This is a genomic window from Pseudomonas synxantha BG33R, from assembly GCF_000263715.2.
GTDB classification, from domain to species: domain Bacteria; phylum Pseudomonadota; class Gammaproteobacteria; order Pseudomonadales; family Pseudomonadaceae; genus Aquipseudomonas; species Aquipseudomonas synxantha_A.
Genome location: NZ_CM001514.1, coordinates 2354463 through 2373371, shown reverse-complemented (window position 1 = coordinate 2373371; position 18909 = coordinate 2354463). Strand labels below are relative to the sequence as shown.

At 58.1% G+C, this 18909-nt stretch carries 13 protein-coding genes and 2 pseudogenes; 1 reads left to right on the top strand and 14 read right to left on the bottom strand.

Going from position 1 to position 18909, the window contains the following annotated elements; genetic code table 11:
- Positions 1-9: 9 nt before the first annotated feature.
- Positions 10-252, bottom strand: a pseudogene (locus PSEBG33_RS27190) (transposase); the annotation flags it as partial.
- Positions 253-1525: 1273 nt separating this feature from the next.
- Here PSEBG33_RS27190 and PSEBG33_RS28605 point away from each other — a divergent pair.
- Positions 1526-3304, top strand: a complete 1779-nt coding sequence (locus PSEBG33_RS28605; RefSeq protein ID WP_005787111.1) for a GH39 family glycosyl hydrolase — start codon at positions 1526-1528, stop codon at positions 3302-3304.
- Between the two features lie 401 nt (positions 3305-3705).
- Here PSEBG33_RS28605 and PSEBG33_RS16410 read toward each other — a convergent pair whose 3' ends face one another.
- From PSEBG33_RS16410 to PSEBG33_RS16465, 13 genes and pseudogenes are all read right to left on the bottom strand, one after another.
- The gene (locus PSEBG33_RS16410; RefSeq protein ID WP_005787109.1) at positions 3706-4716 is read right to left on the bottom strand and encodes an IS30 family transposase; all 1011 of its coding nucleotides are present in this window, start codon (positions 4714-4716) and stop codon (positions 3706-3708) included.
- Between the two features lie 92 nt (positions 4717-4808).
- The gene (locus PSEBG33_RS27950; protein ID WP_005787107.1) at positions 4809-5771 is read right to left on the bottom strand and encodes a DUF4880 domain-containing protein; all 963 of its coding nucleotides are present in this window, start codon (positions 5769-5771) and stop codon (positions 4809-4811) included.
- Complete coding sequence (locus tag PSEBG33_RS16420; RefSeq protein ID WP_005787105.1) at positions 5768-6277, bottom strand: sigma-70 family RNA polymerase sigma factor; 510 nt, start codon at positions 6275-6277, stop codon at positions 5768-5770. The genes PSEBG33_RS27950 and PSEBG33_RS16420 overlap by 4 nt, the downstream gene beginning before the upstream one ends.
- A gap of 78 nt (positions 6278-6355) precedes the next feature.
- Positions 6356-7549, bottom strand: coding sequence for an MFS transporter (locus tag PSEBG33_RS16425; RefSeq protein WP_005787104.1), 1194 nt, complete (start codon positions 7547-7549; stop codon positions 6356-6358).
- Positions 7546-8820 (bottom strand): MFS transporter, encoded by a 1275-nt coding sequence (locus PSEBG33_RS16430; RefSeq protein ID WP_005787101.1) that lies wholly within the window; start codon positions 8818-8820, stop codon positions 7546-7548. The genes PSEBG33_RS16425 and PSEBG33_RS16430 overlap by 4 nt, the downstream gene beginning before the upstream one ends.
- Entirely contained in the window at positions 8817-9890 is a 1074-nt protein-coding gene (locus tag PSEBG33_RS16435) for an LLM class flavin-dependent oxidoreductase (protein ID WP_005787100.1), read from the bottom strand. Before PSEBG33_RS16435 ends, PSEBG33_RS16430 begins: the two co-directional genes overlap by 4 nt.
- A gap of 14 nt (positions 9891-9904) precedes the next feature.
- Positions 9905-12567 (bottom strand): annotated as a pseudogene (locus PSEBG33_RS27945) (TonB-dependent receptor domain-containing protein).
- Positions 12568-12656: 89 nt separating this feature from the next.
- The gene (locus tag PSEBG33_RS16440; RefSeq protein ID WP_005787095.1) at positions 12657-13511 is read right to left on the bottom strand and encodes a class I SAM-dependent methyltransferase; all 855 of its coding nucleotides are present in this window, start codon (positions 13509-13511) and stop codon (positions 12657-12659) included.
- Complete coding sequence (locus PSEBG33_RS16445; protein ID WP_005787093.1) at positions 13495-14154, bottom strand: hypothetical protein; 660 nt, start codon at positions 14152-14154, stop codon at positions 13495-13497. The genes PSEBG33_RS16440 and PSEBG33_RS16445 overlap by 17 nt, the downstream gene beginning before the upstream one ends.
- Positions 14151-15047: an alpha/beta fold hydrolase gene (locus PSEBG33_RS16450; protein WP_005787091.1), complete on the bottom strand. Its 897-nt coding sequence runs from the start codon at positions 15045-15047 to the stop codon at positions 14151-14153. Before PSEBG33_RS16450 ends, PSEBG33_RS16445 begins: the two co-directional genes overlap by 4 nt.
- A 14-nt stretch (positions 15048-15061) precedes the next feature.
- Positions 15062-15571, bottom strand: coding sequence for an aromatic-ring-hydroxylating dioxygenase subunit beta (locus tag PSEBG33_RS16455; RefSeq protein ID WP_005787088.1), 510 nt, complete (start codon positions 15569-15571; stop codon positions 15062-15064).
- A gap of 30 nt (positions 15572-15601) precedes the next feature.
- Positions 15602-17431 (bottom strand): asparagine synthase (glutamine-hydrolyzing), encoded by a 1830-nt coding sequence (asnB, locus tag PSEBG33_RS16460; protein WP_005787086.1) that lies wholly within the window; start codon positions 17429-17431, stop codon positions 15602-15604.
- Positions 17432-17521: 90 nt separating this feature from the next.
- Entirely contained in the window at positions 17522-18679 is a 1158-nt protein-coding gene (locus PSEBG33_RS16465; RefSeq protein ID WP_005787084.1) for an aromatic ring-hydroxylating dioxygenase subunit alpha, read from the bottom strand.
- Positions 18680-18909: the final 230 nt, after the last annotated feature.

Genomic DNA, 18909 nt, shown 5'->3' with positions numbered 1-18909 from the left:
GAGGCGGTTTTTTAATATGTCTCGCTCTTCGGTGACCAGCTTGAGTTCGGCTCGCAGACGACGCAGTTCAGCGTGCTGATCATCATCCTGCTTCCGTTCTTCTTGAGGTTTGCTGTAGCGCTTTATCCAGGCATAGAGGCTATGCGTCGACACGCCGAGACGGGCCGCCACATCAGCGACAGGCAGCTTCTTCTCGATCACTTGATTGACCGCTTGGATTTTGAATTCTTCCGGGTAACGCGGGTTGCTCATGGCACCTCCTGATTGGCCTCAGTTTAAGGCAAAGAGGTGTCTAGGAAACCCGGGGCGATTCACATCGTTCATTTTTACCAAGTAAAACCCAATTGCCGTCCGATTATCGGCCACCTTCCGGGATTGCTCTAGGAAGCACTCGTATTACCCCGGACTTGCTGCCTTTGACCCAGCGGGATCAGGCCGCTATTGATCTGATCTGTGCCGCGACCAACCAAGGGCGGTGCGGAGAATGTTCAAGACATCTATCCATTGTCCCCTTTGCAAGATGGCATGTTAGGCCGACGGATGTTATCGGCCATTATGATTAGCTCTCCTGATCAGATCGGGCCGTTCGTAAAAAACGAAATTATAATTCGATTTTTACAGGGTTACTTCAGTCGCCTCATTCCTTTACGTTCTTAGACAGTCGAGATCGACCGTGGTACCTGAATCGGGAGGCGGATATGAACAACTACGACCATATCAAAACTGTGGTACAACGCGTTGCCGAAGGCGCCCGCAGGTCCCGGACGTACAGGTCACAATTAAAGACTATGGACCCTGAAGTGTTCAAGGCAGCCTATGGCAAAGTCGATCAAGAAGCACCGTTCGCATCCCGAGCCGAACTGAGCGACTACGATGCGATAATCTTTGACACCCTGACACGTCTCAGCAACGTATCAGGGCAGATATGTAATCTCCTAGACCATCCCGGTGGGCTAAGGACGTACTGGATGATAAAGTAGCAAGTGTGTTTACCCCCTTAGCAGTGGCCTGGAAATAACCATAGCGCCCATCTGGAGTACGTCGGCACACTACGGCATGAACTCTCCTTCTATAGTATGCCTGCTTTGCTCTATACCTTAGGAGTAAGTGTTGGGACGGCTTATGACGCTTTGACCATTGGAGGTGATGAAAGATTTTGCCAGCCGCACACCTGTTAGTTAGACATACATGTCATCAAGGCAAACATATAGTCATGATCAAATTGGTCTACTAGGTGCGGCCCAATAAGCTTCAATGTTCGTTTTTGAGCTCTGCTCCTTCTTATGACATGAAGAAAGGGGTAGATAATATATTTTACCTAACTAGTTCTAGTTTTAGCGCTGTAATCAACAGGCATCTTCAAAGATAGCAAAGCCGTGTTTGGGTGATTATTGAAATAGACAATGGGTTTTCCGTAGCTGACGATGTAAGTGTTGTACAAATAAATGATGAGGCTTATCGCTAGAAAAGTGAAAAGTTAGCATGTAAAAAACCTTCTATTTGTTTAAACTGTAAGGGGCAAAATATGACTGTACTCATTAAATACTCGGCAAAAGAAGCGACTGAAAATAATCTTGGAGCACTAAAAAGAGTCGTTAGTAAAGGTACGTATTTGAATCAGGTTAATGGAACTCCAATATCGCTTTCGCCAGGCTTGTCTGATCTAGAAGATCAATTTGCGCAGCTTGGGTTCATAGACCTAAGGGCTCATGACTGGTACGGGGTTGGAGATATTGATAGTTATTACGATATAAATAGAGAGGGATATATTGGGCAAATAACTAACAATGCTCCGACGGACAAAGTAGACTCAATCAAATCTTTTGCAATGGATTTTTTTAACAGAAGAACAATATGTCTTAATTCCACTGCCTTTTACTCTGGGGCGGAGGCTGCTAAACTTAATTGGGCGCCTACTGATTCATATTTGAAAAGAAGTTTGTCAAATAAATTTTATAAGGGGGCAGAAAGGCCGAATATTTTATTTAGAATTGGAAGGATGTTAGACGGTGGTAGAGGGGTTCCTGCAAATATTGAGAAGTACTGTGAGTTGGTCCAGCAAGTAGTTTCCAGATACAGTAAGGATTATAAAAAAACAGGGCTTCCATATCCTGTAACAGAATACGAAATATGGAATGAGCCAGACCTGGGGTTGTTTTGGTCTACTCCTAACGATCCACAAAATTCTGTTAAGAATTATTATGAGTTTTATAATAAGGTTTCTAAGGCGATTAAAAGCATTTATCCAGATGCCAAGATTGGTCCATGCGGAACCGCAAATGCTTATGGAAACAAGGATTATGTTGACAACTTAATTGAGTATGTAAGCAAGAACAAGCTTCCCTTTGATTTTTATAGCTATCATTTTTATGCCGATGCTACTGGCGACTCTAAAAATATTTTTGAAATACAGAAATATGTTAAAGATATTTTAAGTAAATATAAGTATGATGAAGTTAAGACCTATATTTCAGAATGGAATTTAACCGCTTTTGCTAGTAGGGAAAACAATTCCAAACTACAAAGTGTTTTTGCTGGAAGCTTCATGGTTTCATTTCTGATTAACGCAGAGCAGGCTGGTGTTGACAAAGCTTATCTTTATAGGGCGGATAGCGCTGAGTTTGGTCTTTTTAATGATCAAAGTAGCAGCAGTGATCCATCAAAGAAAAACTTTGCTACATATGCAGCGCAGTGTATGTATCTTTATAATCAATTCGCGCAGAAGAGAGAAAAATCAATTTTGCTCAAAGAGGATGTATCAAAATACGGTATCGCAACAGCGGGATCAATAAACAAAAGTGGAGATGAGCTTGTTTTTCTACTGGCGAATCATAAAGTCGACATAAACTATGTAGGTTCTGGCAATAAAGATAAACTTCCCCCAAATACTCCGTTGCTAGCTCAGAACTACATCGACTCTAGTTTATCAGCATCTAAAATAGATGCAAATAAATGGTATGGTTCTGGTTCGGTTCCGGATGTCAATAAAAATAACCCAGGAAATGTTTCGTCAGGGCCATTTTCATCTAATAGTAATGGCCAGTTAAAAAAGGATTCTTCGGACCACAGCCAGTCGCGTACTGGATATAATATTCAGGTAAATGATATACCAAGTAAGTTTACTAAATTTACTGCCACTTTTAAAAGGGTGTACTTTGGTGGGCAGCTAGCCTCGCTTGATGGGGAAACTGTGGTCTTAGAAGATATTGCAGTGCTGCCAGATCATACTATAAATTTAGTTGGTGATAATCCTGACAAGGCAGGGGACAATACAGTTGTGCTGATTGTGGTTAAGTTAAGTTAGCGCTCCCGTTGGTTCTGTCACATAATCACTGGCGTGACAGAACCAACAACTCACTAAACTGTTGTGGCGGGCTTTAGTGTTTTCGAGTCAAATTCATGAGTGCGTAATTTATTTTGTGTATTGGTTTTATTCCTGAGGTTTTTCATACCCAAATTACTCTGAAGGCTTAGTGCTCAGGGTGGTGTCAATTGTAATCTTCTTAACGGCTGATGCGAATCAATGTAAATTTTCTGAAGTCTTTCAGACTTTTTGCGTAACGTTCTATAACCCCCACATTCAACCCTTTAGTGCTTTGGCTGTGCTATATAGCTTCGTAGCCAGCAAAATCGGGCTCATTCTTTGTCCTGAGAGTTGGCCCATATCTTTGTAAGGGGCGATTGCAGGAACTGAGTGCAACACGGTTATTGAATTAAAGCGGGCGCAGCATGATGCATGCCCATCACCTCTGTAATCATTTCAATCGGACATTTGTAACCGAAACGTTTTTGGGGACGAATATTAATTTGATACGAAATAGCATCCAACACTTCCTGACTATGTACCGACAAGTCCGTGCCCTTGGGCAGGTATTGGCGAATCAAGCCATTAATATTCTCATTACTGCCGCGCTGCCAAGGGCTATGCGGGTCACAAAAATAAATCGCCACCCCGGTGTTTTGCGTGATTTCAGCATGTTTTGCCATTTCGCGGCCTTGGTCATACGTCATGCTTTTACGCACCGCCAGCGGCATGCTGTTCAGTGCTGCACTGAAGCCTTGAACAGCAGAAGTCGCCGTAGCATCGTTCATTTTTACCAACATCAAATAACCGCTCGTACGTTCCACAAGAGTACCGACAGACGACCCATTATCCTTGCCCTTAATCAGATCGCCTTCCCAGTGGCCGGGCATCAAACGGTCTTCGATTTCCGGAGGGCGCACGTGAATACTGACCATCTCCGGGATTTGTCCACGACGATCAACCCCATCAGAACGTGGCCTACGGGTACTTTTCCCCTGGCGAAGGCACTGGATCAGTTCTTTGCGCAACTCCCCGACAGGCAACGCATAGATGGCGCTGTAGATCGTTTCGCGGCAGACGTAGGCTTCTTCAAAATTGATTTTCATAAGGCGCAGCTTGCCCGCGATTTGCTCGGGAGAAAAGCGTTCTCGAAGCAAGTGGATAACCAGCTCAAAGCGCTCATTACCCATGATCAGTTTCTTGAGCGGTCGACAGACTATACGCCGACCACGAGTAAACGCTTGAGCCTCGTGGGCCGAATAACCGGCAATGAGCCGATTTCGACGAAGCTCACGACTGATCGTGGACGGGCTACGGCCCAGCATCCGGGCTATTTCGCGCTGGCTAAGTTTCTTGTATTGCCCGACTTGAATGGTCGCGCGTTCTTCAATGCTGAGTTCTGTATAGGACATGGCGGCACCTTACCGGAGGGTGAGGTGTTGCACCCAGTTTTTGCGGCCGCCCCTCATAAAATCCGTCATGATCAACATAGAAAAAACCACGATCAAGGGTGTAAGGAAATAATACTGATCCAGTAATCACTGTAACGGACAACCTCAACCGGCAAACTCTGTTCCAGCATATCTAGTGAAATCGTTATATCGTCTAATGGAAACAGGCCATTGACACGAATCTTTTTGATCCTGTCGTCGAGCATAATCAAACCGGGCAGGTAAGGTCTGAACGCATCGGTGACCCAACTCAAAGGCTTGTCGTTCACTTCAAGCCACCCACTGGCCCAGGAGCCTTCGCCCGGTTGCAGCGGTGCCCGTGACAGCACGCCATGGGCATCGAACAGCAGGGAATGGGCGCCGGGCACCGCCACGTTCTCGCCATTGGGTAAACGCAGGAACGCCACGCCTTGCAAGGTCAGCAGACGAATACCTACCCCCTCTTCTCCCACCTGCAGCCGCCCCGCCTGGCTGTGCACGACCCCGACCGCCGTCGCGATCTCGAAAGACGAAACAGTGTTCTCGGCGATGTCCAGCAGCAGCGTGCCCTTTCGCAAGACCAACGCCCGCTGCTGGTCGAAAAAGCGCGGCAATACGCGGCTGCGGGCGTTGAGTTCCAGGCGGCTGCCGTCGTCGAGCTGCCAGTGTCGCCGCTCGCCCGGTACCGGTCGCCCACTCACCAGGCAGCCCCGTGCCCGATTGCACCAGCGTCCGAATAGCCCGGCGCCCAGGGCAACCCCGAGCATACCGAGGCTATTGCCGATAAATCGCCTTCGACTGGAAGGCTGCTTCAGGGCACGCAATAAAGGCGTGCTGGTACGCCCGCGCCAGGGAGAGGCTTGAACGGCCGCCAGCCCTTTGAGCAACTGATCGAATACCTGGGCATGGCGTGGCGATTGCCCGCGCCACCGCTCCAGGGCGCGTTGCTGCTGGCTGTCAAACGCGCCGGACTGAATCTGCGCCATCCATTCAATCGCCTCTTCCAGCAACGGGTCGTCGCGCTCGTCCGTGCTCATTCGGCCAGCCCCCGGTAGCAGCAGCGCAACGCCTCTTTCATCAACTGATGAATGCGCGCCTGAGACAACCCCACACGTTCACTGATCTGCAGGTAGGTCAGGCCCTCCAGTTGACTGAGCACGAACACCGTCTTGGCTTGCCCCGAGAGGCCGTCGAGCAGGCGGTCGATGGCTTGCAGGCTTTCGATGAGCATCCACTGTTCATGGGGCGAAGGGTGGACCTGATCCGGCGCCTCGGCCAGCACTTCTAGGTAGGCGCGCTCCAGATCCTTGCGCCGCCAGGTCTCGTACATCAGACGCTGGGCAATGGTCGCCAGCAGCGCCCTGGGCGAACGAATCGCCGCTGGATCCGGCAGCAACCAGACCTGCAGAAAGGCCTCCGCAGCCAGGTCCTCGGCACTATGACGGCAACCGGTATGACGCGACAGGCGCCGGCACAACCAGCCGTAGTTCTGCTGGAACAATTGGGCAATCAGAGTGTTCTTGAAAGATGACGGGCTATCCATATGCATTCAGTCAGTTGAGACACCCCACGCCAACGGAAAAGACGGTAGTGAGCTTGCCGTGTTGAAGTTTCTCGACGGTCAGTCGTTGTCCTGAGTGTTGGGCAGCCGTGCCGACCACCAGCCGCACCCCGCACCGCCGAGTACCAGGGCCGCTCCCAGCCACGGCAGCAGTTGTACGGAAAAATGATCCACCACACCGGCGCCGAGGAAAGCCCCCAGGGCCACGCCCAACTGGATTGCACTGGTGTTGAGGCTGATCTGCACGGCGGCGTTGTCGGGGTTGAGCTGCACCAGGTAATTCTGGATCGCGGGGCCCGGCGCCATGTTGAAAATACACCAGGTCACCACCGCCACCAGCAGCGCCGACAGGGAAAACGTCGCCAGGGGCAACAGGCTCATCGCCAGGGCATGCAACAGCAGAAACACCACGAACGTGCGTGGCCCGGGCCAACGGTCCGCCGCGCGTCCGCCCAGCACCGCGCCCACGATGCCACCGATACCGTAGAGCAGCAGCACCAGGCTGATCACGGTTTTCGACAGGCCCATGCTGCGCACCAGAAACGGCACGATGTAGGTGTAAAGCGTGAATTGCCCGGTCATTTGCAACAGCGCCGCCCCATGGGCGAGAAACACCTTGGCCCGCACCAGCTCCGCCCATTGCCGGAACGGCGCTATGCCGGGTGCGCCGGGAATATCCGGCAGCCACTGTGACACCAGCGGCACACTGAGCAACGCCACGCCCGCCAGCAGCAGGAACAGGCTGCGCCAACCCCAGTACTCGCCAATCAGCGTGCCCAGGGGCACCCCCAGCACCAACGACGCCACGATGCCGGCGAACACCAGGCCGATGGCCTGCCCGCTGCGATTGGCCGGCACCAGCGCCACAGCGACGGTGATGGCGACCACCACGGTGACCGAGGCACTGGCCGCCACCAGGAGCCGGCTGAGCAGCAACAGCATGAACGTCCCCGCCGCTGCCCCGGCCAGGTTGGCTAGCACAAACACCAGCAGCGCCACCAGCAACAGGCGTCGCCTGGGCACCCTGGCGCTGAGGTAGATCAATACCGGACCGGCCAACGCATAGACCAGCGCATAGAGGCTCATCAACAAGCCGGCTTGCCCCTGGGTGACGCCGAATGTCTGGGCGAGCTGATCGAGAATCCCCGCCACCACCAATTCAACGGTGCCGACCACAAACGCCAGGACTGCCAGTAACCACACACCGGGCGCCAGGCGGTCGCGCTCGCTTGCGGCTTCCAATGCCTTACTCATGGCGGTGTCGCTCCCTTGTTTGATAAACCGGTGGCGGTGTAACGATAACGGCCCAGGCCCAACAGCAATACGGTAGCCAACGAGAAGGCCGCCAGCAGCACCTGACTCGATAAGCCGTAGCCGCCCGAGCGGTCATACATCAAGCCCAACACATAGGTGCCCAGGCTGATCGCGATGGCAAATGTAAACGGCTGCACCGAACCATAGATCACGCTGAAGTGGCGCAAGCCAAAATACCGCGTCAGAAAATACTGGGTAGTACCGGTTTCACCGCCAGCACCAAGGCCGATCAGGAACACCGCGGCCCACAGCCAGCCCTGCTGGCCGGCCTGAATCAACACCAGCATGCCCAACACCGCCAGCAATGCAAATGGCAGCGCCACCCGGGGGCTGTTGTAGCGGTCCAGTGCAAGCCCCAGCAGCGGTTGCGACACGATCATGCCCAGCCACATCGCCGACAGCACGTCTACGGCGTCTGAGCGTGCCAGGCCCTTTTCCACCAGTAAGGGCACGCCATGGATGATCACCCCAGTGACCGCAAACACCCCCAGCAGCAAATTTGCCAGGATCAACCAGAACGTTATACCCGCCCAGGCCTGGCGCGGTGTGCTGCCCTCGGTCGGGCGCCGCCGGCTGGATGCAGACACCACCACAGGCCGCTCGCGAAACAGCCACCACAACAGGGGCAAGGCCACCAGCCCCTCAAGCAGGCCGTAGATCAAATAGGTGGTGCGCCACCCAAACGCCTCGATACACAGGTTGCCGGTGTATAACGCCAGCGGACCACCGACGCCGAAACCCAGGCCCAGCAGCCCATAGGCGGCCCCCCGTCGATGATTGAACCAACCGCCGAGAATTCGCGCACAGGGAATGTTGCCCGGCGCCAGCAAACCCATCAGCAAAAATAACAGGTACAACTGCCAGTCGGCCCGTACCCAGGCCGTGCAGGCCATGCACACCGCCAGCAGTGCCGTAAGCGGCAACACCAGCGCCCGCGCGCCCCAACGGTCTACTGCCCAGCCTTTGAACGGGCTGCTCAGCGCCACCGCCAAACCCAGCCAGGTCACCAGCAATGCCACTTGGCTGCGGTCCCAGTGCAATTCGGTGCTGATGGGGTCGATAAACAACGAGAAGCTGCTGATCACCAACCCGGTGGGGCCAACGATGACGCCGATGACACAGGCCAGCAGCACCCCCAGCGTCACCGGTGTGAACTCAGAATCACGAAGCTCGACCAGCGGTTCGGTCCGGCTGATGGACGTATCACTCATGAGGCCGCCCTCAGGCGCTCGATCAACTCGCGCCGCAACTGAATATCGAGCGCACTCTCGGTGGAGGCCTCCAATTGGACAATATCGATGCCAGCCTGATGAAACGCCAGGATTTCCAGGGCGACCTTGTCGATCGTTCCGACCCGCAGGCCGGCGAACGCGCGCTCGACCACTTCGACCGCCCATTGCTGACGCCTGGCCGGGCTCAACTGCCCGAGCAGCTCGCGTTCGTTGTCCCGCGCCAACTGAGGTGAGGCACTCAGTTCCGCAGCGGGGCGCGCCAATAACAAGCCCAGGGCTGCCTCACGCCACTTTCGCGCGGTGTCCCGCGCCGCCTGTTCTGTCTCGCCGAGAATCACCTGGAAATGCTTCCAGAACTTCAAGGAGCGCCCATCGGCCAACGCCTGCAGTTTTACTTTCAACTGATAGGTGGCCTCAGGGCTGCTGAAGCTGCCGGCGTATATGTCGGCAAAGCGCACCGCCAGTTGCTGGGCACTGTCCGACGAACCACCGATGGATAAGGGCGGACGAGGCTGCTGCACCGCCGAAAAGCCGCTGCCGGCGTCCTCGAGCCGATAGAACTCGCCCGCATAATCGAAGGGCTCGGAACTGGCCAGGGTGCGGGTAAAGATCTCCAGGTATTCGAAGGCTCGCCGATAGCGTTGCTCCTTGTCGGCAAAATCACCGTCGCGGCGCACATCGGAGTCGCTGGAGCCGATCACCACATGCACCGCCGCACGTCCCTGGGACAAACGGTCCAGGGTCGCCAGGGAGCGTGCCGCGACGGTGGGTTGAGTGACACCTGGACGGTGGGCCACGGTCACCCGCAGTGTGTCGGTAGACGATAAGGCATAACCGGCCACCAGCCAGGGGTCCGGCCACGCGCTGGCCACTGTCACCAAGGCACTGTCCAGGCCATCGGCCTCCTCCAGCCGGGATTTCTGCTGAATATCGAAGGGGCACACCGGACGGCTGCGCAGGTCGGGCAGGAAACGCCCGGCCTGGCGCTCAAACACCGTGTCACCGGCGACGGCACAGGCACGCACGCCGCCGCGCAATTCAATGGACATCGTGTTCACCTCCCCTAGAAGCTGTAGACCGCGTTCACGTAATAGAAAGCCCCGTTGAAGCTGATCTGCGAGGCATAGGTGTCGTAGTGGTTGAACCCCAGGTAAGCGCTTTCAGCGGGCAGTTTGTCGGGTTTGACGTCGAACACGTTGTTTGCACCCACGGCCAGCGACAGTTGGCGAGTCGCGGCGTAGCGCAACTCGATGTCAGTGAGGTACTTGGGGGAGTTCTCGAAATGGTTGAACTCGGTGGTGGAGTACGCATTGGGCCCCGTGTAATAGTCCAGTTCAGAGATGGTTTTGCTGTAGCGCGTCTCGCGTACGGTCAGGCCCCATTTATCGCGACTCCAATTGGCTTCCAGGGATACCTGGCTACGGGGTGTGGAACTGGAGATCCAGGCCTGTTGCTGATCGTTGAGCAGCGGCCGGCCGTCGCTGCCGATGTGGTTTTTCAGCAGCTTGGTGCGGTTGAAGTTGGCGCCCAGGCGCCAGTCGATCTGGCCCCAGCCGTCGAGCCGGGTCAGGTAGGTGGCCGTGATGTCGACACCGTGGGTGCGGGTGTCAGCGCCATTGGTCATGTAGTGGGTGCTGACCGAGGCCAGGCCCGACGGCACCGAAATGCCGCCGGCACGTAGCGCGTCGATGGCTTGCTGGCCCGAGTAGGTGCCGCCGTCGACGATACGGTCACGCAGGGTGATCTGGTACGCGTCGATGGCGATATTCAAGTCGCGCTCAGCGGGTTGAGCACCAACCCCAGATTGTAGTTGATCGACTTCTCGGGCTTGAGGTCCTCGGCTCCCAGCATCTTGGCCGCCGCCGAGTTGGCGGCGAGCAACCCGGTGGCAATCGTCGGCGAGACCCCAAGGCTGGTGTAGTTCTCCTGGGCCAGGGACGGCGCACGAAACCCGGAACTGACACTGGCCCGCAGGCCCACCTGGGGGTTGAAATCGTACCGGGTCGAGAGCTTGCCGTTGGTGGTACTGCCAAAGTCGCTGTAATGCTCGTAACGGGCCGCCGTCGCCATTTGCCATTGCTCGGTCAGGTGGGTGGAGAGGTCCAGGTAGCCGCCCAGCACGTCCCGCGTCCACTGTCCGGCGGTGGCGGGTGCCTGGCCGGGCAAGGCTTTGGAGCCTCCGTTGTAGTAGGAGTAGTAATCGCCGGCGCCAACCTTATACAGGTCGCGGCGCAGCTCCAGCCCCCAGGAAAAGTTCAGCGGCTTGGGCAGCAGCGCCACGTCGAAGGCACGGCGCAAGTCCAGGTTGTTGGTCCATTGGGTGACCTTGTATTCGGCCAGGTCAAACTTGCGCGGGGTGGTGCCGGTTTCGTTGTACAGCGCGAGGTTGACCGAGTGGTCCATTCCGATATCGGGCTTGTCGGCGCCATAGGTGGAGCTCAGGTCCCAGTCCCAGTCACCGAACAGTTCCACGCCGCGCAGGCCGGCGGTGAGGGAATAGTCGTCCTCATCACTGGTGATGCGTGGCGTAAAGCCGTTGGGGTAAATGGTCGGCACCAGTGTGGGCAACTGGTAGATCTGCGCCGACGACACCGTGCGATGGGTGTAGGTCGCGAAGCTGTAGAAATCCAGCTGGTCGGTCAGCGCCGCCCCTGTGTTGAACGCCAGGGCCTGGCGATGCACGGCCGGGTCGCCAATGGAGGGGTTGCCGTAATGCCCGGTACGCTCGTCGATGCCGGCGCGGATCGTACTCTTTTGCTCGCGGAACTCGGCGCTGAGATTCAGATAGCCGGTCTCCCCCACCCGGTAGCCGTTGTTCACCGCCCCGCCCTGGGAAAAGCCGTCACCCGCGCCGTACTGGCCAGCGTTGTAAGAGACCAACCCGCCGTGGTCGGCCGAGCGCAGAATGATGTTGATCACCCCGGCAATGGCATCGGAGCCGTATTGGGCCGAGGCGCCGTCGCGCAGTACTTCGATGTGGTCGATGGCGGCCATGGGGATGGTATCCAGGTCGACCCCGGTGGAACCACTCTGCAAGCCGCCGCTGACGTTAATATTGGCCGTCTCGTGGCGACGCTTGCCATTGACCAGCACCAGTACATGGTTGGGGCTCAGGCCCCGCAGGGACTGCGCGTTGGTCAGCGCCGAGGCGTTGTAGGCCTGGGCCTGGCGCGACAACGAGGGCAGTAACTTGATCAAGGCTTCGCGCACATTCTGGGTGCCGGTCTGGCGCAATTGCTCGTTGGAGACCACGTCAATCGGGCTCAGGCTGTCAGTGGCCTTGACGTCGGCCTGGCGAGTCCCCGTCACCACCACGGTGGCCAGGGTTCCCGCCGAGGTGGTGGGGATTGAGGTGATGGGCTGTGGCGCCTGGGAGGCCACCGTGTGCAAGGTCAAGACGCCGGAGGCGCTGCGGCTGAAACCCAGGCCGCTGCCGCCCAAGGCTTGCTCCAGGGCCTGGTCCACGCTCAACGAGCCTTTGATGGCAGGTCCCGACAACCCCTGCACCCGCGCCTGATCAAACGAGATCGGCGTGCGGCTCTGGCGGACGATGCTCAGCAACACCTGAGACAAATCCCCCGCCGGAATATCAAAGGAAAACACCTGAACCTTGCCCGCCGGCGCGGCAGGTTGGGCCCAGAGGGGCTCGGCCGCCATCAGGCAGGTAAATCCCACGGCCCAGATCATGGGAGTACGGTGCAGACAGGATGGACGTTCAATGGACATCATCAACTTACCCTAAGGGAATCACGTACCTGTGTGTGCAACTGCCCCAGGTTCTTTTCAGCAGCGATCCAGACTGTTTATTCATAAGGTTATGCCCCGCTTTTTTCTGCACGTCGTACACAGCGCCAGACGCTGACGGGGATGTCTGTCACATGCCCCTGGTGCGCCATGCGTTGTGTGGCGATGGCGCCCAGGCGGGCAAAGAACTCCTCGATTCGTTCCGGTGGCACCAACGGGCTGAAGTAGGTACCAAAGGTGGCGGCGTGAAAGCGCTGGTATTCCTCGATGCTGTGGATCCGCAGCGCCGCCGAGCGACTGGCAATCGAACGCACCTGAAAATGGCGCTGCACCAGCGCTTCCAGCGCCACCCGTGATCGGGTACGCGTGCCCATCGGCAGTACCGCCGCTTCGGCGAAATGCACCTGCACGTGCCCCGGCGTGACCAGTTTCATTGCCAGCAGTGCCTTGCCTACCAACTCATCCTCACCGCCCAACCCTTGCGGCGAACCGGGGTGATGAGACGTGAAGAGAAACACGCCCTGTTCATCCAGATGCCGTGCCACCCACTGGAACAACTGGTCCTCATGGGGATACAACCAATGCAGGACAGCCGTCATGCTGATCAGGTCAAAACGCTGCTCCAGCGTGGGCAGGTCCAGCAGGTCGCCCTGCTGCAACACCACCTCGGCCGGGGCATGGCGCAACTGCTCGCGCGCCAGGTCCAGGCGCAACTGCGAACGCTCGATGCCCCACACCTGCTCCAGGCTCGGCCAGCGCTCCACGGCCCCCTGCAACAGCGAACCGATGCCGCAACCCAGGTCGAGCAAACGCCTGGGCTGGATCTGTGCACGCCCCAGGACCCAGTCCTGGTCACGCAACTGCAAGAGTTGGCTGGAGGTTTCATAACCGGCCAGGGTACGGGCTTGCTCAATGATCGTGCTCATGCTCGATGGCTCCTGCGTGGATGAGGATTTCCCTGGTAATGGTCCATTCGCAGCCATGGCCCTGTTCGTCGGCCAGCAACGTCCAGCGGGCGTCACACCCCTTGGCATGGACCAGCGAAGACAGCAGCTTGGTGCAATAGGTGCAGGCCGACTTCAAGGTGATCGGCACGCCGTTGGTCCGGGCACGCTCGCGGTAGTCCCAGATGCCGCAGTGGTGCACCTTGAACAGGCTGGCGTCGGGGGCGACCTCGCGAATCTCGAAGCACGTGCCGTAGAGCGAAGCCTGGCGCCCCAGGCGCTCGGCTGCCGCAGCGGGTTCACCCTGGCCGGCAGGCTCCAGGGCGCGATACACCTGGCCGGTGGCGGCTGCCCAGGCATCCAGGTCGTAAACCTGCTTGCGCTGTACGATGAATTGTTCGATCAACGCCTGGGTGCGGAAAAACACCGCCTGCCACTCGGTACTGCCGGCGCCCAAGGCGGGCGGCATGTCGCGGAAGATCCGCCCGGTGACGTCAACCCAGTCGGCGAGGTCCTGCGCCCGATGTTCCTGGATCAGGTAGGCCGTCATCGCGCTGTGGGCCTCAAACAGACGCTGACGCCACAGCGCACCTTGCTCGGCTGGCGTCAGGGGTGCCGCACTCATGGCTGCGCAACCTGATGCAGGAAGGGCAAGAGCTGCTCCAGTACCGCCTCGGGTGCTTCTTCGGCCAGCATATGGCTGGCCGCAATCGCCGCGCCCCGCACCTCCACGGCCCAGGATTGCCATACCGTCAACGGGTGGCTGGCCGCGGCGTAGGGACGGTCCTGCCACAGCACCAGCACCGGGCAGCGCACCTGGTGACCGGCGTCGCGGTCGGCCTGGTCGGCGGCGGCATCGACGCTCGCTGCCGCCCGGTAGTCTTCGCACATCGCGTGCAACACCTCGGGACGGGCAAAAGCCTGGTGGTAACTTTCCAGCGCCAGCGGATGATAAATATCGCGCCCCTGAGCCATGCGCTGTAACGTCCAGTCGAGGAAATAGCCAGGGTTGGCACCGATCAGCCGCTCCGGCAGATCAAACGGCTGGGCCAGGAAAAACCAGTGGTAGGCGTTCAGGGCAAAAGCCTTGTTGACCCCCGCCCAGACGTCCAGGATCGGTACCACTGTCAGCGACACCAGAGCACTCACCACCTGCGGGTGTTCCAGCGCCAAGCGATACGCCACCCGTGCGCCACGGTCATGGCCCACTACCGCGAACCGCGAAAACCCCAGCTTCTGCATGACGTCCAACTGGTCCAGGGCCAGTACGCTCTTGTCATAAGCGCCCGGAGCGTCAGCATCCAAGGCGCGGGATTCGCCGTAGCCGCGCAGGTCTGCCAGCACCACGGTGTAGTCCTCGGCCAGGCGCGGGGCAACGCGGTGCCAGGCCAGGTGGTTTTGCGGGTAACCGTGCAACAGCAACAGTGGCGGGCCACTGCCCTTGACCGCCACCTGAATCCGCGCACCGCGGGTGGTCAGGGTCGAGTACTCGAAACCGGGAAGCAATGAATGACTCATGAAGGGCTCCTGCCTCATAAAATGATGCTGATGCGCCGCTGGGCACTGATGGTTTCGTGGTCCAGGCGAATGTCGCGCTTGAGAATCCGCAAGCCACGAGGGCTGTCGTACAGCACATGGGTGGCCTCTCCGACGAAGTACCAGGTTTGCTGGTTGCGAAACTGGTGCACCACAAAGTTGCTTTTGATGGTCAACTGCTCGCCGTCCCGGGACTTGATCCGCACGTTGCTCACCAGCCGTCGGGTACGCGAAGGCGGCGTCTCCATCCAGCTATGGCCACTGAGCAGGCTGTCGACCCGCTCACGCAGGCGGCCGTAGTCATCGGCAATGATGAACAGGCTGTCGTGGGGCTCGCCCTCAACCAGATGGCTTTGCAACGGCAGCACCCGGTAATGGGCGGGTTGATCGAACAGGCCGATCCAGGTTTCCAGCTCGCGGTTGTCCAGCAGCTCGGCTTCGCTGATCAGGAAGTCGCTGACCCGGGCCTGCAAGCTCGCGGCGCTGATGTTCAATGGAAGGCTCATGGGCATGTCCCCTGAAGGTTGAAAGCGGTGCTACAGGCGGATTTCCACCTGGTACAGGCGTAACCAGCGGTCCAGGTTCAGCAGGTAGGCCAAGCCGGCCGTGGGGCTGCTCGAGGCCCGGGGACTGGGCAGCGGCTGCTCCAGTTCGAGCAACTCACCCACCCGGCGCGCATCCACCAGGTCGAACACCGGCGAGTCGCCGTCAATCAGCAACTGCCTGAGCTGGCTGCGCAACAACGCCAGGTAGCGCGGGTCGGGATTGGCCGGAAAGCCGCTTTTCCTGCGCTCGACAATCGCATCGGGCAATTCACCGCGCACTGCGTTACGCAACAGGCTCTTGCCCTCCCCGGCCACGCTCTTGATGGACCAGGGCACATTCCACACGTAGTCCACCAGGCGGTGATCGCAAAACGGCACCCGCACCTCCAGGCCCACCGCCATGCTGATGCGGTCCTTGCGGTCGAGCATCGCCGGCAACCAGCGCGTCAGCGCCAGGTACGTGACCTCGCGCTGTCGCCGCTCAACCGGGCTGTCTGCGGCCAGGTGCGGAACCTCCGCCAAAGCCTCCTGGTAACGCTTGGCCATGTACGCCTGCGGTGCAACTCGCTCGGCGACCTCGGGCCGCAGCAGTTCCCAAAGACCACTCTTGCCTGCCAGCCAAGGAAACCCGGAAAAATCCAGGGCCTGCTGGTCGTGAAAAAACGGATAACCGCCGAACACCTCGTCCGCCGACTCCCCCGAGAACACCACCGTGGTGTGCTCGCGCACCTGCTGGAACAGCAGGTACAGCGAACTGTCCAGCTCTCCCCAACCCGGCAGGTCCCGGGCACGCAGTACCGCCTCTTCTTGCTCCTGCACCTGTTCGGGTGCGACCGCCAAGGTGGTGTGTGGCGTACCCAGTGCTGCCGATGCCAACTGCGCGAACGGTTCGTCCCAACTGCTTTGCCACGGGGCTGGGGTAAAGCCTTCACCACCGCCGGTAAAGTCCACCGAAAAAGTCGGCAACGAGCGCCCTTCACGCCCCAGCGCCTGAGCGGCATAGGCGCTGATGGCGCTGGAATCCAGGCCGCCGGAAAGCAGGCTGCCCAGGGGTACGTCCGCCACCAATTGTTCCTCGACCACCTGGCGCAACAAGCTGCCAACCTGCCGGGCAGTGTCGGCCGGGCTGTCACTGTGAGGCTCGGCCGTCAGCGACCAGTAGACAAGGTCCTGTCGCCCGTTGGCATCGAACCTCAAGGCATGGCCAGGCTTGAGCTGATAAAAACCCTGGTAGATCCCGTGGCCAGGCGTGGGCGCGGTACTCAGGGCAAACAGCTCGGCAACCCCACTGGCATCCAGCACCGGGCGTACCTGGGGATGGGCAAGGATGGCCTTGGGCTCGGAGCCGAACAGCACGCCGGTGCCGGTGGCAAAGTAATACAGCGGCTTGACACCAAAACGGTCGCGAACCAGCCACAGGCTTTGGTCCCGTTCATCCCACAGGGCAAAGGCGAAAATCCCGGTCAACCGGGCGAAGGCCTGCTCGCCCCATTGCAGGTAGGCACGCAGCACCACTTCAGTGTCCGAACGGGTGGTGAAGGCCTGCCCCAGCGCCTGTAGTTCTTCGCGCAAGGCCAGATAGTTGTAGACCTCTCCGCTGTAGGTCAGTACCACTTCGTCGCTGGCGTCAGCCATGGGTTGGGCGCCATGGGCCAGGTCAATGATCGACAGACGCCGATGCCCCAGCAGCGCGTGGGGCGCCACCCATATCCCTTCGGCGTCCGGGCCCCGCAGCGCCAGGGTGCGCGTCATGTTTTCGATCACCTCGCGCTGGGGGCGCAGGTCTTGGGTCCAATCGGTCCATCCGGCAATTCCGCACATGAATAATGCCCTTGCAGTGCCCGATATTCCCCACGTAGCCCAAACTTGGTGCGCGTGGAGGATCTGCCAGGAGTCAGTGATAGTGGATGGCTAAACAGCAATGGCCAGTTGGCGCAGAGGAATCTGTTGCCCGAGGCGACGGCTCCATTCACGCCAGAAACTGCGGTTTTGTTCTTCATCGGTGTGACGCTGGGTGCCTGGCCCCATGCCCCGGGAAAAATCGCTGTAGCCCTGGGCACTGTGGGCATAGGCCCGCTGGCAGGACTCAAGGATTTCCACATCATCCGGGGTGCCGAAGCCGCCCGGGCCAATAAAGGAGATCAGGCCGTTGATCCGCGCCGCCCGCTCCTCGCGGCTCTCGTTGCTGAACCCCGCGCCCCATACGGTGACATTGACCTGGGTGGCGGAGACGGGAAAAAAGGTGCGGATGTTCAGGCCCAGGATGTCGTTGATCACCAGGTTGGGAAAGATGAACAGGCTCTTGTTGGTGTGGGCAATGGTCTGCGCCCGCGCCAGGCCGAAGCGCTGCACCAGGTGCTCGAACTTGGCGGCAATCGGCGCTTTCAGTGCCTCGGGAAACAACGGGCTCCAGTAGGCAATCGGCCGGCCCGTGGAGGGAGGCCCGCTCATGATCAAGCCGTGCCCGTTGCCCAGGGACAAGCCTTCGCCGGTACGCTTGTGGGATGCCGGATCGGTGCCCAGGGTGTTGAGGTATTCGAGATAACGCTTGTGGGCGAACGGCAGGTGGTAGGCATCGACACCGTTCTCGGCGAGCAATTTCCAGTTGCCTTGAATGGCATGGTCAAACGCGCCAGGGATAATTTCCAGGGAGGATTCGGACTGGTCGAGGATCAGGTCGATGTAGTCGGCAGCCTGTCCGAGGTAGTCCTCCAGGGTGTTCTGCGTGCGAGCAAAGTGGATGAACACAAAACCCTTGTAGACGGAATGCTTGATGCGGGCCAGCGACAGGTCGAGGTTGCATTGGCCGTGATGCTCGTAGGCTGCCTTGTCAGGCTGGCCGATCAGCGCGCCCGTCGTGTCGTAGGTCCAGCCGTGGTAAGGACAGGTAAAGCGCTGGGTATTGCCCTGAGGCTCGGAACACACCCGTGCGCCCCGGTGCGAACAGGCATTGAGGAACACCGCAAGTTCACCGTTGCCCTGACGCTGGAAGATCAGGTTGCGCCCGCCCACGTCACGGGTAAGGAAGTCCCCGGCCGCGGGGACCTCGCTGAGGTGGGCCAGATACAACCAACTCTTGTCGAAGACCGCTTCGAGTTCTTGCTGATAAACCTGGGGGGAAACATAAGCCTGTCGATTGACTTTGAAATAACTAAGATTATCGGTCTCTATAAAAATCCATTCACGTCACGGCCTCCCTTGCTGTTTCGATAAAATCACTAAAAACCTAACACAACAAAACCAGCGATAACTATAACGATTGACCATTAGCTCATAACTGAAAGCCGCAGGCATAAGCA

Bases quoted from the DNA above. Each gene is read 5' to 3' on its own strand.
- PSEBG33_RS16440 (WP_005787095.1), bottom strand. From the start codon at position 13,511: ATGAGCACGATCATTGAGCAAGCCCGTACCCTGGCCGGTTATGAAACC.
- PSEBG33_RS16420 (WP_005787105.1), bottom strand. From the start codon at position 6,277: ATGGATAGCCCGTCATCTTTCAAGAACACTCTGATTGCCCAATTGTTC.
- PSEBG33_RS28605 (WP_005787111.1), top strand. From the start codon at position 1,526: ATGACTGTACTCATTAAATACTCGGCAAAAGAAGCGACTGAAAATAAT.
- PSEBG33_RS27950 (WP_005787107.1), bottom strand. From the start codon at position 5,771: ATGAGCACGGACGAGCGCGACGACCCGTTGCTGGAAGAGGCGATTGAA.
- asnB (WP_005787086.1), bottom strand. From the start codon at position 17,431: ATGTGCGGAATTGCCGGATGGACCGATTGGACCCAAGACCTGCGCCCC.
- PSEBG33_RS16430 (WP_005787101.1), bottom strand. From the start codon at position 8,820: ATGAGTGATACGTCCATCAGCCGGACCGAACCGCTGGTCGAGCTTCGT.
- PSEBG33_RS16445 (WP_005787093.1), bottom strand. From the start codon at position 14,154: ATGAGTGCGGCACCCCTGACGCCAGCCGAGCAAGGTGCGCTGTGGCGT.
- PSEBG33_RS16450 (WP_005787091.1), bottom strand. From the start codon at position 15,047: ATGAGTCATTCATTGCTTCCCGGTTTCGAGTACTCGACCCTGACCACC.
- PSEBG33_RS16425 (WP_005787104.1), bottom strand. From the start codon at position 7,549: ATGAGTAAGGCATTGGAAGCCGCAAGCGAGCGCGACCGCCTGGCGCCC.
- PSEBG33_RS16455 (WP_005787088.1), bottom strand. From the start codon at position 15,571: ATGAGCCTTCCATTGAACATCAGCGCCGCGAGCTTGCAGGCCCGGGTC.
- PSEBG33_RS16410 (WP_005787109.1), bottom strand. From the start codon at position 4,716: ATGTCCTATACAGAACTCAGCATTGAAGAACGCGCGACCATTCAAGTC.
- PSEBG33_RS16435 (WP_005787100.1), bottom strand. From the start codon at position 9,890: ATGTCCATTGAATTGCGCGGCGGCGTGCGTGCCTGTGCCGTCGCCGGT.